Origin of the sequence: Variovorax sp. LjRoot84 (genome assembly GCF_964254305.1) — a bacterium.
Classification (GTDB): Bacteria; Pseudomonadota; Gammaproteobacteria; order Burkholderiales; family Burkholderiaceae_C; genus Variovorax.
In genome coordinates, this window is record NZ_CAXUTE020000001.1 from 4800505 (window position 1) to 4814750 (window position 14246).

Consider the following 14246-nt stretch of genomic DNA (forward strand, 5'->3'; position numbering starts at 1 on the left):
ACAACCAGAGGAGTACCCCACCATGAGCGACAGCAGCAGCAACAAGAGCTTCGACAACCTCGTCGGTCCCGGCGAAAGCCTTCGCGTGATGGAGTCGCTCAGGCGCGGCGCCACGCGGCGCGACATCCTCACGATGCTGATGGCCGGCGGCATGCAGGCCACACTGGCCGGCGGCATCGCCGGCGCGGCGATGTCCGCGCATGCGCAGACGCCCAGGAAGGGCGGGCGCATCCGCGTGGCCGGCGCGACCGCCGCCGCCACCGACACGCTCGACCCCGCCAAGCAGTCGAACCAGACCGACTACTCGCGCGGCAACATGATCTACAACGGCCTGACCTCGCTGGACGGCAGCCTGACGCCGCAGCCTGCGCTGGCCGAATCGTTCACCACCAAGGACGCGAAGACCTGGGTCTTCACGCTGCGCAAGGGCGTGAGCTTCCACGACGGCAAGGCGCTCTCGCCGGCCGATGTGGTGTTCTCGGTGATGCGCCACAAGGACCCGGCCACCGCATCCAAGGCCAAGGTGCTCGCCGACCAGATCGAGAGCGCCAAGGCCACCGGCCCGAACGAAGTGACCTTCGTGCTGAGCGCGCCCAACGCCGACCTGCCGGTGATCCTGGGCACCTTCCACTTCCACATCGTCAAGGAGGGCACCACCGACTTCAATGCCGGCATCGGCACCGGGCCCTACAAGCTCAAGGAGTTCAAGCCCGGCGTGCGTTCGCTGATGGTGCGCAACGACGCCTACTGGAAGCCCGGCAAGCCCTACCTCGACGAGATCGAGTTCGTGGGCATCGGCGACGAGAGCGCGCGTGTCAATGCGCTCTTGTCCGGCGGCATGGACCTGGTGGGCTCGGTCAATCCGCGCTCGGTGGAGCGCGTGAAGGGTACGCCCGGCTTCGGGATCTTCGTCACCCAGTCCGGCCAGTACTCCGACCTCGTGATGCGCAAGGACGTGGGGCCCGGCACCAACCCGGACTTCGTGCTCGGGATGAAGCACCTCTTCGACCGCGAGCAGATGAAGAAGACCATCGCGCTCGACTATGCGGTGGTCGCCAACGACCAGCCGATCGACCCGACCAACCGCTTCCACTTCGCCGGCCTGCCGCAGCGCCCCTTCGACCTCGACAAGGCGAAGTTCCACCTGCAGAAGTCGGGCGTCACCGGCAAGGTGCCGATGGTGGCATCGCCAGCCGCGCTCTACTCGGTGGAGATGGCCTTGTTGCTGCAGCAGACGGCGCAGCGCGCGGGGTTGGAGATCGACATCAAGCGCATGCCGGCCGACGGCTACTGGTCGAACCACTGGCTCAACAGCCATGTGGGCTTCGGCAACGTCAACCCGCGCCCGAGCGCCGACGTGCTGCTGACGCAGTTCTTCCAGTCGGGCGCGGCCTGGAACGAGTCGCGCTGGAAGAGCGAGAAGTTCGACCAGCTGCTCTTGGCTTCGCGCGCCGAGACCGACCTGGCCAAGCGCAAGCAGATGTACGCCGACATGCAGACCATGATCCACCAGGACGCCGGCATCGGCATCCCGCTGTTCCTCGCCAGCATCGACGGCCACACGTCCAAGCTCAAGGGCCTGTCGCCCATCCCTCTGGGCGGCCTGATGGGCTACAACTTCGCCGAGAACGTATGGCTGGAGGCATGACGCCTCCCCAGCCGTTCGCCTCGCCCCACGGAGCACCGAGATGAACCATGTAATCCTCAAGCTTCTTGCCCAGCGCATCGCGCTGGCGCTGCTGTCGTTGCTGGCGGTGTCGGTGATCGTCTTCTCGATCACCGCGGTGCTGCCCGGCGATGCCGCGCAGGAACAGCTCGGCCAGGACGCCACGCCCGAGGCGGTCGCCGCGCTGCGCGCGCAGATGGGCCTGGACGTGCCGGCGCCCCAACGCTACGCGAAGTGGCTTCTCGGTATGGTGACGGGCGACCCCGGCCGCTCGGCCACGACGCAGATGCCGGTGGCCGAGCTGGTCGCCAGCCGGCTGCCGAATTCGCTGCTGCTCGCGGCGGTGACGGCCCTGTTCTCGGTGCCCATCGCGCTCGCGCTCGGCATCGCCTCGGCAGTCTGGCGCGGCTCCTGGTTCGACCGCGCCGCCTCGACGACGGCGGTGGGCGTGGTGTCGGTGCCGGAGTTCCTGGTCGCAACCCTCGCGGTGCTGGTCTTCGCGGTCCAGCTGCGCTGGCTGCCGGCGCTCTCCTTCGTCAACGACATCGAGTCGCTGGGCCAGTTGCTGCGCGCCTTCGCGATGCCGGTGCTGGTGCTGTGCTGCGTGATCGTGGCGCAGATGATGCGCATGACGCGCGCCGCGGTCATCGACCAGCTCGAGGCGCCCTACATCGAGATGGTGCGGCTCAAGGGCGCCTCGCCGATGCGCATGGTGCTGGCGCATGCGCTGCCCAACGCGGTAGGGCCGATCGCCAACGCCGTGGCGCTGAGCCTGTCGTACCTGCTGGGCGGCGTGATCATCGTCGAGACCATCTTCAACTACCCGGGCATCGCCAAGCTGATGGTCGACGGCGTGTCGCAGCGCGACATGCCGCTGGTGCAGACCTGCGCCATGATCTTCTGCTGCGCCTACCTGATCCTGGTGACGACGGCCGACATCTGCGGCATCCTCGCCAACCCGCGGCTGCGGCACCGTTGAGGCCAGTTCCATGGAAACCTCCACCTCCACCTCCACCTCGGCCGTGAACGCCATGGCTTCCGTCGCGGCCCCGCCACCCGAGCGTCGAAGCAACCCGCTGCGCCGGCTCGGCGGCTTCGGCCCCTCCGGCCTGCTTGGCCTCGCGGTGCTGCTGTTCTGGCTGCTCGCAGCGCTGCTCGGCCCCTGGCTGCTCTCGCACAGCACGGCGGCCATGGGCACCTCGAACGTCTTCGCGCCGATCAGCGCGAAGCACTGGCTGGGCACCGACTACCTGGGCCGCGACATGCTGGCACTCATCATCGAGGGGGCGCGCTACACGATCGGCGTCGCGCTGTTTGCCACGCTGCTGGCCAGCGGCACCGGCACCACGCTGGCGCTGCTGGCCGCCGCCAGCGGCCGCTGGATCGACGCGGTGCTCAGCCGCGGCCTGGACACGCTGACCGCGATCCCGAGCAAGATGTTCGCGCTCATCATGGTGGCGGGCTTCGGCTCCTCGGTGCCGATGCTGGTGGTCACGGCGGGCATCATCTACGTGCCGGGCGCCTACCGCATGGCGCGCTCGCTGGCCGTCAACATCAATGCGCTCGACTACGTGACCGTGGCGCGCACGCGCGGCGAAGGCACGCTCTACATCATGCTGCGCGAGATCCTGCCCAACATCGTCGGGCCGATGCTGGCCGACCTGGGCCTGCGCTTCGTCTACGTCGTGCTGCTGCTGGCGAGCCTGAGCTTCCTCGGCCTGGGCATCCAGCCGCCGGCGGCCGACTGGGGTTCGCTGGTGCGCGAGAACATCGGCGCGCTGGCCATGGGCGGCGCCTCGGTGATCGTGCCGGCGCTGGCCATCGCGAGCCTGACCATCGCGGTCAACCTCGTCATCGACAACCTGCCGGGGCGCACCGCCCGCGAAAGAGGAGCACGCTGATGGGCGCACCACTCACCGTCCAGGGCTTGAGCATCTGCGCCGGCGCGACTACGCTGGTCGACAACCTGAGCTTCTCCGTGCAGCCCGGCGAGGTGCTGGCGCTGATCGGCGAGTCGGGCTCCGGCAAGACCACCACCGCGCTGGCGCTGATGGGCTATGCGCGCCACGGCTGCCGCATCTCGGCCGGCCGCGTGCAGATCGGCAACACCGACGTGCTGGCGCTCGATGCGCCGCAGCAGCGCGCGCTGCGCGGCCGCACCGTCTCCTACATCGCGCAGAGCGCGGCCGCCTCCTTCAATCCCTCGCGCACGATCATGGACCAGGTGGTCGAGCCGACCGTCATCCACGGCCTGTGCAAGCGGGCCGAGGCCGAGGCGAAGGCGGTGCAGCTCTTCCGCGAGCTGGCGCTGCCCGATCCGGAAACCATCGGCGCGCGCTACCCGCACCAGGTCTCCGGCGGCCAGTTGCAGCGGCTGATGGCCGCGATGGCGCTGATCGGCGACCCCGAGCTCGTGATCCTCGACGAGCCGACCACCGCGCTCGACGTGACGACTCAGATCGAGGTGCTGCGCGCCTTCCGCCGCGTGGTGCGCGAGCGCCGCGCCACTGCGGTGTACGTGAGCCACGATCTCGCCGTGGTGGCGCAGATGGCCGACCACATCCTGGTGCTGCGCGACGGAAAAATGCGTGAGCTGAACGCGACCGGGCAGATCCTCTCGGCACCGGTGGACGACTACACGAAGTGCCTGCTGGCCGCCGCCCGGCCGGCAACGCGCGAATCGGGCAAGGCAGCGAACGACGACCCCGAGCTGCTGCTCCATGTGCAGCAGCTCTCGGCCGGCTACGGCCCGGTGGATGCGCAGGGGCGTCCGGCCAAGCCGATCCTGCAGGACATCGATCTGAAGCTCCACCGCGGCCAGGCGATCGGCGTGATCGGCGAGTCGGGCTCGGGCAAGACCACGCTGGCGCGGGCCGTGGCCGGCCTCTTGAAGCCCAGCCACGGCAGCGTGCTGTTTCGCGGCCGCGAGCTCAAGCCGACGCTGCAGCAGCGCGAGCGGGACGAGCTGCGCCGCATCCAGATCGTGTTCCAGATGGCCGATACGGCGCTGAATCCCTCGCAGACCATCGAGCGCATCCTGGCGCGCCCGCTCGAGTTCTACAAGGGCCTGCGCGGCGAGCCGCTGAAACGCCGCATCCGCGAACTGCTCGATCTCGTGAAGCTGCCGCACTCGGTGGCCGCTCGCCTGCCGGGCGGCCTCTCGGGTGGGCAGAAGCAGCGCGTGAACCTCGCGCGCGCGCTCGCGGCCGATCCCGACCTCATCCTCTGCGATGAGGTGACCTCCGCGCTCGACACCGTGGTCGCCGCGGCGGTGCTGGACCTGATGGCGGAGCTCCGGCGCGAGCTCGGCGTCTCCTATCTCTTCATCAGCCACGACCTGCACACGGTGCGCGCGGTGTGCGACGAGATCGTCGTGATGCAGCACGGCCGCAAGCTCGCGCAGGTGGCGCGCTGCGACTACGAGCGCGGGCCGCACCACCCCTACTACGAACTACTCGCCCGTTCGGTGCCCGAGCTGCGCCAGGGCTGGCTCGACGACATGGACCGCAAGGCCGCGGCAGCATCATGAGGAAAACCGAAATGACACCCACCTTCCGCATCGCGCTGATCGCCGGCGACGGCATCGGCAAGGAGGTGATGCCCGAAGGCCTGCGCGTGGTGCAGGCCGCGGCGGAGCGCTTCGGCTTCGAGCTCGACTGCCGCACCATCGACTGGGCCAGCTGCGACTACCACGCCGCGCACGGCCAGATGATGCCGGACGACTGGAAGGAACAACTGAAGGGCGTGGACGCGCTGTACTTCGGCGCCGTCGGCTGGCCCGCCACCGTGCCCGACCACGTCTCGCTGTGGGGGTCGCTTCTGAAGTTCCGCCGCGAATTCGACCAGTACATCAACCTGCGCCCGGTGCGCCTGTTCGAAGGCGTGCCCTGCCCGCTAGCGGGCCGCAAGCCCGGCGACATCGACTACCTCGTGGTGCGCGAGAACACCGAGGGCGAATACACCTCGCTCGGCGGCGTGATGTACGAAGGCACCGAGCGCGAGATCGTGATCCAGGAATCGGTCTTCTCGCGCCACGGCACCGACCGCGTGCTGAAGTACGCCTACGAACTCGCCCAGGCGCGCAAGAGAAAGCACCTGACGGTGGCCACCAAGAGCAACGGCATCGCGATCAGCATGCCCTGGTGGGACGGCCGCGCCGACGCGATCGGCCGCGACTATCCCGAGGTGCAGGTCGACAAGCAGCACATCGACATCCTGTCCGCGCGCTTCGTGCTGCAGCCCACGCGCTTCGACGTGGTGGTGGCGAGCAACCTGTTCGGCGACATCCTCTCCGACCTCGGCCCCGCGACCACCGGCACCATCGGCCTGGCGCCTTCGGCCAACCTCAACCCGGACCGCAGGTTCCCGTCGCTGTTCGAGCCGGTGCACGGCTCGGCGCCCGACATCTACGGCCAGAACATCGCCAACCCGATCGCCATGATCTGGTCGGGGGCGCTGATGCTGGACTTCCTCACCCAAGGGCAGGGCGCCGGCCGCGCCGCCCACGATGCGATCCTCGCCGCCATCGAGGCGGTGCTGCGCGAGGGCCCGCGCACGCGCGACCTCGGCGGCACGGCATCGACCACCGAGATGGGCATCGCGATCGCCGAGCGCGTCGCCGCAGCCTGAACCCCCCATGACAAACACCATGACACTGACCCTCGAACGCCAGGACCTGATGCCCGGCACCCATCTCATCGGCGCCGAATGGCGCGAGGCGAGCGACGCACGCCGCCTCGACGTGACGGATCCCGCCACCGACGCCGTCTTCGCCAGCGTGCCCGACGGCACGGCCGCCGACGCGCGCGCCGCCGTCGATGCCGCGCATGCCGCCTTCCCCGCCTGGCGCGCCGTGCCGGCTAAGGAGCGCGCCCGCATCCTCAAGCGCTGGAACGATCTGGTGATGGCGCACCAGGAAGACCTGGGCCGCCTCATTTCGCGCGAGCAGGGCAAGCCGCTGGCCGAGGGCCGGGGCGAGGTGGCCTATGCCGCCAGCTACGTCGAGTGGTTTGCCGAGGAAGCCACGCGCGCCAATGGCGAGGTGATCCCCGCGCCGGTGCCGGGCCGCCGCATGCTCGCGCTGAAGGAGCCAGTCGGCGTGGTCGCCACCATCACGCCGTGGAACTTCCCGGCCGCCATGATCGCGCGCAAGATCGCGCCGGCGCTCGCGGCCGGCTGCACCGTGGTGTGCAAGCCGGCCGAGGACACGCCGCTCACCTCGCTCGCGCTCGTCAAGCTGGCCGAGGAGGCCGGCGTGCCGCCGGGTGTGCTCAACATCGTCACCGCCTCGCGCGAACGCACGCCCGAGGTGGTGGACGTGTGGCTGGACGATGCGCGCGTGCGCAAGATCAGCTTCACCGGCTCCACGCCGGTGGGCCAGCACCTGGCGCGCCGCTCGGCCGACACGCTGAAGAAGCTCTCGCTCGAGCTCGGCGGCAACGCGCCCTTCATCGTCTTCGACGATGCCGACCTCGACGCCGCCGTCGAAGGCCTGATGGCGGCCAAGTTCCGCAACGGCGGGCAGACCTGCGTCTCCCCGAACCGCGTGTTCGTGCAAGCCAAGGTGCATGACACCTTCGTCGACAAGCTCGCCGCGCGGGTCGGCGCGCTGAAGGTCGGCCCGGCCACCGAGCCCGATTCGCAGATCGGTCCGATGATCAACGCGCGTGCAGTCGAGAAGATCGAGCGCCATGTGCGCGATGCCGTCGAGAAGGGCGCACGCGTCGTCGTCGGCGGCAAGCGGCTGCGCTCGGCGCGCTGCGCCGGCCCCAACTACTACGCCCCCACCGTGCTGGTGAACGCCGACGCATCCATGGAATGCAGCTGCGAAGAGACCTTCGGACCGGTGGTGCCGGTCACGCGCTTCGAGAGCGAGGCCGAGGTGATCGCCGCCGCCAACGACACGCCCTTCGGCCTCGCGGCCTACTTCTACTCGACCGACGTGCGCCGCATCTGGCGCGTGGCCGAGGCGCTGGAATCAGGCATCGTCGGCATCAACGAAGGCGCCCTGGCGGCAGAGGCCGCGCCCTTCGGCGGCGTGAAGGAGTCTGGCTACGGCCGCGAGGGCTCGGTGCACGGGCTGGACGACTACATGCACATCAAGTACCTGTGCCAGGGGCAGCTCTAGCGAAAGACCTTTCTGCACGTAGTCCGATGCAGGCCGCGCGAACCGGAAAGGCCGGAAGCGCGGAATATCCTCGTTCATCATGGACGTGCGTGAAAGCTTCACCCAGGCGGTGGGCCATACACCGCTCATCAGGTTGCGCAAGGCCTCCGAGCTGACCGGCTGCGAGATCCTCGGCAAGGCCGAGTTCATGAATCCCGGCGGATCGGTGAAGGATCGCGCGGCGCTCTATATCGTGCTCGATGCCGAGGCGCGCGGCGACCTGCAGCCGGGCGGCGTGATCGTCGAGGGCACGGCCGGCAACACCGGCATCGGCCTCGCGCTGGTGGGCAACGCGCGCGGCTACCGCACCGTGATCGTGATCCCGCAGACACAGAGCCAGGAAAAGAAGGATGCGCTTCGCCTGTACGGCGCCGAGCTGCGCGAGGTGCCGGCGGTGCCCTACAGCGATCCGGGCAACTACGTGCACGTGGCCGAACGCCTCGCCGCCGAGCTCGCGCGCAGCGAGCCCCGTGGCGTGCTCTATGCGAACCAGTGGGACAACCTGTCCAACCGGGACGGCCACTTCCGCTCGACCGGCCCCGAGATCTGGCAGCAGACGGACGGCCGTATCGACGGCTTCATCTGCTCCATCGGCACCGGCGGCACGCTGGCCGGCGTGGGCCAGTACCTGAAGGAACGCAAGCCGGGTGTGGTGATCGCCGCCGCCGATCCGATGGGCGCGGCGATGTACCACTACATCAAGCACGGCGAATTGCGCAGCACCGGCAGCTCGATCACCGAAGGCATCGGCCAGAACCGCATCACGGGCAACCTGGAGGGCGCCTCGTTCGACGACGCCTTTCAGATCGAGGACCAGGAGGCGCTGCCCGTGCTGTTCGACCTGCTGCGCGAGGAAGGCCTGTGCCTGGGCGGTTCCAGCGGCATCAACGTGGCCGGCGCGATCCGCCTGGCGCGCGAGCTCGGACCGGGCCACACGATCGTGACGATCCTGGCCGACTCCGGTTCGCGCTACCAGTCGAAGCTGTACAACCCGGCCTTCCTGCGCGAGAAGAATCTTCCGGTTCCGGCCTGGCTTGCGTGAGCCGGGGCCTATCGCGGCGCGAGCACCAGCTTGCCCAGCGACTCGCCGGCATCGAGCATGCGATGCACTTGTTGCACCTCGCCCATCGGGAACACGCGAGTCGGCGGAGCCCGCACCGCCCCCTGGCTCATGAGCCCGATGGCCTTGTCCATCAGCGCGCGCCGCTGCTGCCGGTCGGCGTCGAAGGTGTGGATGGAGAAGGTCCTGACCGCCAGGCTCTTGCTCAACAGCGAGCGCAGTTCCATGAAGACGTCGCGCGCCGGCGGCCCGCCCGCGATGTTGTAGGAGATCGCGGTGCCCAGCGGCGCCAGCGAGCGGATGCAGGCGATCAGCAGCTCGCCGCCCACGTGGTCGAAAGCCAGGTCCACGCCACGCCCCTCGGTCAGCTCGAAGACGCGATCGGGCAGCCCTGCCGGATCGCCGCCGACGATGGCGCTCGCGCCGTGCGCCAGCGCATGCGCCCGCTTCTCGGGCGTGGAGGCGGTGCCGATCACGGTCATGCCGTGGTGCGCCGCCAGCTGGACCAGCATGGTGGCCACGCCGCCGGCCGCGCCCGGCACGAGGATGGAGCGCACCGGCAGGCCGCCGTTGCAGGCCAATAGCATCGCCTGCGCCAGTTGCACATTGCCGAGGCTGACCGCGTCCTGGAACGCGATGCTGTCCGGCAAGACAAAGGGCGCTTCCTCGGGCACGCAGATGAACTCCGCATAGCAGCCGCCGCGCTGCGGCAGCTCGCGCGAACTGACCAGCACGCGCTGGCCGAGCTGGAGCGTCGTCACGCCGGGCCCCAGCGCCTCCACGGTACCGGCCATCTCGTTGCCGGGAATGGCCGGCAGCGGCGGCATCCACTTGTAGGTGCCGTTGCGGATCAGCACGTCGGGTCCGCCGGCGCCGATCGCCTCGGCGCGCACCCGCACCTCGCCGGCCTTGCACACCGGCATCGGCAGCTCGACCAGCTCCAGCACCTCCGGACCGCCGGGGTTTCTGACTTGCACGGCGCGCATCAGGCTTTGCATGTCAGCGCTGCCCGTCGTGCACGGTGACGGCTTCCTTGCTCAGGCCGCCCAGCCGGGCATGCACGCGGCCACCCGTGCCCATCACCAGCGCGAACAGGATTTCGTTGGGCCGTGGCGCGTCCTGGATGCCGACCTCCATGCTGTTGTAGTGGCTGCGCACGTAGGCGGCGTGGATGTAGTGCAGCGGCACCATCAGGCGGTAGCCGGTGGCCGCCACGGCCTTGGCCGAGGGCACGATCGCCTTCGGCTCGCCCAGCACCGAGCGCATGGCCCAGCCGCCCGCTTCGTGCCACACGGCGCCATGCTCCAGTTCGCCGTTGACGCCCACGATGGCGGCCTTGCTGTAGACCTCCACCTTGTCGCGGCCCAGCACCTCGACCAGCTCCGTCGCCAGCGAAGTCCCCAGCGTGCGGAGCTCGGCCATAAAGGGCATCAGGTCGGGCTCATAGCGCCCGGCGTAGGGGTTGCGGATCACCGCGCAGGCCGCGGCCAGTTTCAGCGGCTCGTCGACCGGCGGGCCGCCCTCGTGATGGATGGTCTCGATGGTGAGACTGCGCTTGCGGATTTCGATCAGGGACATACGAACCTCACTGCTTGGGAATCTGTGCTTCGTTGACAACGGCGGTCCATTTCTTGAGTTCGGAACTCACCATCGCCGTCATTTCTTCCGGCGTGCTTGCGCGCGCCTCGCCGCCCATGTCTTCCAGGCGTGCGCGAACGCCCGGGACCTGCAGCGCCTTGAGGGTTTCGGCGCGCAGCCGCTCGACCACCGGGCGCGGCGTGCCGGCGGGCGCCATGAAGCCGGCCCACGAGCGCACGTCGTAGCCGGCGACGCCCTGCTCCGCCACTGTGGGCAGCTCCGGCATCGCGGCCCAGCGCTGCGCGCCGGTGGTCGCCAGCGCCTTCAGCTTGCCGGCTTTGATATTGGCCATCACGGCCGTCGGCGGCGCGACGATCAGCGGCACTTCACCGCCGAGCAGCGCGGTCACCGAGGCGGCGTCGCCGCGATAGGGCACGTGCAGCAGCTCGACCTTCGCGCTCTTGACCAGCAGCTCCCCCGCCAGGTGGTGCGTCGAGCCGATGCCGGCAGAGCCGTACGACAGGCTGCGCGCGTCGGCACGCGCGGCAGCGAGCAGCTCGGCCAGGCTGCGGTAGGGCGAATCGGCGCGCACCACCAGCAGGAAGGGAAAGTAGGTGATGGTGGAGATCATCTGGAAATCGGACACCGTCTGGTAGCCCAGCTTGCCGTACAGTGCCCCCGCCACCGCATGCCCACCGGTGGCCAGCAGCAGCGTGTAGCCATCGGGCTTGGCGCGCGCGACGGTGGCGGAGGCGATGGTGCCGCCGGCCCCTGTCTGCGCCTCCACGACGAAGGGCTGGCCCAGGCCCTTGCTCATCTCCGTGCTGACCACGCGGGCGATGGTGTCGGCATTGCCGCCGGCTGCGAAGCCCTGGACGATCTTGATCGGCCGATCCGGGAAGTCCTGCGAGTGAACCGTGAAAGGTGCCGCGCAGGCCAAGGCAAGGCCCGCGCCGACCAGCTGTCTGCGCCGCATGGGTGTGTCTCCGTCTTGTTGTGGGGTCGCTGCCGTGCTTGGCGGCAGCAGTGGTCGGACGCCGCGCGTCAGTCCTGGTCGACGATCGGATTGCGCAGCACGCCGATGCCCTCGATCTCGACCTCGCAGACGTCGCCGGCCTTCATGAAGCGCGGCGGCTTCTTGCTCCAGCCGACGCCGGCCGGGGTGCCGGTCGCGATCACGTCACCGGGCGTGAGGGTGAAGATCGTCGAGGCGTAGTTGATCAGCCTCGGGATGCTGAAGATCATGTGCCCCGTGTGGCTGGACTGCACCACCTCGCCGTTGAGCCGCGTCTCGAGCTTGAGCTGGCGGCCGGGCTCGATTTCGTCCGCGGTCACCATCCAGGGGCCGAAGCCGCCGGTGGATTCGAAGTTCTTGCCCGAGGCGATCTGCTTGGCGTGGAACTGCCATTCGCGAACGCTGCCGTCGTTGTAGCAGGCATAGCCGGCCACATGGTCGAAGGCGTCCGCTTCGGCGATGTCGCGCCCGCCCTTGCCGATGATGACCGCGAGTTCGCCTTCCCAATCGAGCGACTCCGACACCCGCGGCCGCACGATGGGCTCGTTGTGCGCGCACTGCGATCGCCACACGCGCAGGAAGATGGGCGGCTCTGCGGAGAGTTCGCGCTGCATGCCCGCGGCCAGCACCTCCTGGTGATGGTCCATGTAGTTGCGCACGGCGCAGATGATCTTCTCGGAGCGCGGGATCACCGGCAGGAAGCGGATGTCGGCCAGCTTCGCGGCCGGGGCCAGGCCCTCGACATGCTGCGAGGCCTGCGTGTATTCGCCCGAGGCGATGTAGTCGGCGAGGCTCGCATGCTGCGGCATCGCCCGGCCCAGGTCGACGACGCTGTCGCCGACGACGGCGCCCCAGGTTTCGCGGCCTTGCAGAACAAAGGACAAAAGCTTCATAGGAACTCCAAGAAGAAGAGAGGAAAAAAGAGAGGTGGAACGGCGCGCTCAGGCCGCGGCCGGCGCCTTCGCCTGGAACTGCGCCTGCCATTGCGCCAGCGGCATGAAGCTGGGGTCGCGCCGGCAGATCGCTTCGGTCTCGCTCATCAGCGTCTCGTCGTCCTTGGCGAGGTCCAGCGGATCGCCATGCGGCTGCGAGACGTAGAACGGCGTGTCGATGTAGATCTCGACCGTGTTGCCTTCGGGATCGAGCATGTACACCGACAGCGCATTGCCGTGGTTGAGGCCGCGGATCTGGGTCGCGCCCCGCGCTTCGGCACGCGCAGAGATGTCGCGCAGATGCTGGATGCTCGGCACCACGAAGGAGATCTGCATCACGGTGCTGAAGGTCGCTTGCGCGGGGCGGCCGGAGGCGAGCACCAGCTGGTGGTGCTGGTCGGGGCTGGCACTGGTGAAGACCAGCTCGTTCTTGAACGTCCTGCCTACGCCGCGATCCGTGATCGTGAGCTCGAAGGTCTCGGTATAGAAGGCCACCATCCGTTCCAGGTCGGTAACGAAGATGCCGAAATGCGAGGGCGTGGGCCGGCTGACCTTGAGCATCCTAGGCCTCGGCTTCCGCCGCCTTCAGGGCGGCCTGCACGTTGCGTTGCGTGCTGAGGATGTGTTCCTCCAGCATCGCGCAGGCGGTGTCGGCGTCGCGCCGCAAGGTCGCATCCATGATCTTGCGGTGCTCGTTCGACTTGCGGCGCGCCGTCTTGCGAAAGCGCGCGGAGAAGCGCCGGTAGCGCTCGGCCTGGTCGAACAGGCTGGCGCTCCAGCTGAGCTGGCGTTCCGAGGGGCAGGCGGCGACCAGCGCGAGATGGAAGCCGCGGTGCAACTCGCTCCATGCGTCGTCGAGCACCACCGGGCCGTCGCCGAGGCGCGACTCCACCTTCTCCAGGCGATGGAAGGCGGCCAGGATGCTGGCTTCCCACGCATCGTCGCCATGCGCGATCGCTTCGCGCAGCGCCGGCACGTCCAGCATCACGCGCATGCGGGTGATGTCTGCCAGGTCCTCGGCGGAGATCGCCGCGACGCGGAAGCCCCGGCGCTCGTCGGCGCGCACCAGGCCCTCCTGCGCGAGGCGGCTGAGCGCTTCGCGCAAGGGGCTGCTCGAGAAGCCGTAGACGGTCTGCAGCTCGTCGAGCTTGAGCTTGGCGCCGGCGGCGAAGGTTCCCGTAAGCACGTCCTGGCGCAAGCGCCCGAAGGCCTGTTCGACGAGGGTGGGGGTGTAGTCCATGGATTCGTTTTTATGCATGGCGGCGATGTTATGCATAGATCACTCCTTGCGCCGCGTGCCGATCAGCACGAAGAGCATGGTCGCCGGCCGGTCGCCGGGATTGCGCCACGCATGCCGGTTGCCGTGCTGCACGACCACGTCGTGCCGGCGCAGCGGCACCTGCACGCCGTCGTCGAGTTCCAGCGTGATCTCGCCTTCCAGCACCACGTCGTAGTCGATGCTGTCGGTGGTGTGCATGCCGGGATGCTCGGGCTCGAAGGTTTCGGCCAGGCCCGGCACGCGCGCCGCGAACTCGGCGCCAAAGGCCGCCGCATCGAAGTCCGCGCGCATCATGACCGCGTCGGGCGGAAAGGTGACGAACATCAGCCGCGTCCCGCCCTCCGCAGGAACGAAACCGACCTGCGGACTGCGATCGGCGGCAACGCCCCGGCCCACCGTGTCGCCCGCCTCGGTGGACCACAGCAGTGCCGCCGCAAAGCCTGGAACCGAATCGAACTCGAAGCTGCGCGGCGCCGCCGCGTCCGAGAACAGCTGGGACTTGCCGCCGGCGCCGGTGCCGGCCACTACGCGTCTGATCTTCATGGTGCGC

At 69.0% G+C, this 14246-nt stretch carries 14 protein-coding genes; 7 read left to right on the forward strand and 7 right to left on the reverse strand.

Going from position 1 to position 14246, the window contains the following annotated elements:
- Positions 1 to 22 precede the first annotated feature (22 nt).
- From ACSQ9I_RS23860 to ACSQ9I_RS23890, 7 genes are all read left to right on the forward strand, one after another.
- Positions 23 to 1648 (forward strand): ABC transporter substrate-binding protein, encoded by a 1626-nt coding sequence (locus ACSQ9I_RS23860; protein ID WP_436314689.1) that lies wholly within the window; start codon positions 23 to 25, stop codon positions 1646 to 1648.
- Between the two features lie 40 nt (positions 1649 to 1688).
- Positions 1689 to 2645 carry an ABC transporter permease gene (locus ACSQ9I_RS23865; RefSeq protein WP_436295090.1) on the forward strand — a complete coding sequence of 319 codons (957 nt, stop codon included), beginning with the start codon at positions 1689 to 1691 and terminating at the stop codon, positions 2643 to 2645.
- Positions 2646 to 2697: 52 nt separating this feature from the next.
- Positions 2698 to 3567, forward strand: a complete 870-nt coding sequence (locus ACSQ9I_RS23870; protein ID WP_436306342.1) for an ABC transporter permease — start codon at positions 2698 to 2700, stop codon at positions 3565 to 3567.
- The gene (locus ACSQ9I_RS23875; RefSeq protein WP_436314690.1) at positions 3567 to 5195 is read left to right on the forward strand and encodes an ABC transporter ATP-binding protein; all 1629 of its coding nucleotides are present in this window, start codon (positions 3567 to 3569) and stop codon (positions 5193 to 5195) included. The genes ACSQ9I_RS23870 and ACSQ9I_RS23875 overlap by 1 nt, the downstream gene beginning before the upstream one ends.
- Before the next feature lie 11 nt (positions 5196 to 5206).
- Positions 5207 to 6295, forward strand: a complete 1089-nt coding sequence (locus ACSQ9I_RS23880) for a tartrate dehydrogenase (protein ID WP_436314691.1) — start codon at positions 5207 to 5209, stop codon at positions 6293 to 6295.
- A 19-nt stretch (positions 6296 to 6314) separates the two neighbouring features.
- Positions 6315 to 7793 (forward strand): NAD-dependent succinate-semialdehyde dehydrogenase, encoded by a 1479-nt coding sequence (locus ACSQ9I_RS23885; RefSeq protein WP_436314692.1) that lies wholly within the window; start codon positions 6315 to 6317, stop codon positions 7791 to 7793.
- 79 nt (positions 7794 to 7872) lie between these two features.
- Entirely contained in the window at positions 7873 to 8874 is a 1002-nt protein-coding gene (locus tag ACSQ9I_RS23890; protein WP_436314693.1) for a cysteine synthase A, read from the forward strand.
- A gap of 8 nt (positions 8875 to 8882) precedes the next feature.
- Here ACSQ9I_RS23890 and ACSQ9I_RS23895 read toward each other — a convergent pair whose 3' ends face one another.
- The 7 genes from ACSQ9I_RS23895 to ACSQ9I_RS23925 form a co-directional block, all read right to left on the reverse strand.
- Complete coding sequence (locus ACSQ9I_RS23895) at positions 8883 to 9878, reverse strand: zinc-dependent alcohol dehydrogenase family protein (protein ID WP_436314694.1); 996 nt, start codon at positions 9876 to 9878, stop codon at positions 8883 to 8885.
- Between the two features lie 13 nt (positions 9879 to 9891).
- Positions 9892 to 10470, reverse strand: a complete 579-nt coding sequence (locus ACSQ9I_RS23900; protein ID WP_436314695.1) for an amino acid synthesis family protein — start codon at positions 10468 to 10470, stop codon at positions 9892 to 9894.
- Between the two features lie 7 nt (positions 10471 to 10477).
- Complete coding sequence (locus tag ACSQ9I_RS23905) at positions 10478 to 11446, reverse strand: tripartite tricarboxylate transporter substrate binding protein (RefSeq protein ID WP_436314696.1); 969 nt, start codon at positions 11444 to 11446, stop codon at positions 10478 to 10480.
- A 68-nt stretch (positions 11447 to 11514) separates the two neighbouring features.
- Positions 11515 to 12378, reverse strand: a complete 864-nt coding sequence (locus ACSQ9I_RS23910; RefSeq protein WP_093111922.1) for a fumarylacetoacetate hydrolase family protein — start codon at positions 12376 to 12378, stop codon at positions 11515 to 11517.
- Between the two features lie 48 nt (positions 12379 to 12426).
- Positions 12427 to 12978, reverse strand: a complete 552-nt coding sequence (locus ACSQ9I_RS23915) for a VOC family protein (protein WP_436314697.1) — start codon at positions 12976 to 12978, stop codon at positions 12427 to 12429.
- Between the two features lies 1 nt (position 12979).
- The gene (locus tag ACSQ9I_RS23920) at positions 12980 to 13693 is read right to left on the reverse strand and encodes a GntR family transcriptional regulator (RefSeq protein WP_436314698.1); all 714 of its coding nucleotides are present in this window, start codon (positions 13691 to 13693) and stop codon (positions 12980 to 12982) included.
- A 3-nt stretch (positions 13694 to 13696) separates the two neighbouring features.
- A complete protein-coding gene (locus tag ACSQ9I_RS23925; protein ID WP_093111928.1) occupies positions 13697 to 14239 on the reverse strand; it encodes a cupin domain-containing protein in 543 nt (180 codons plus the stop codon).
- Positions 14240 to 14246: the final 7 nt, after the last annotated feature.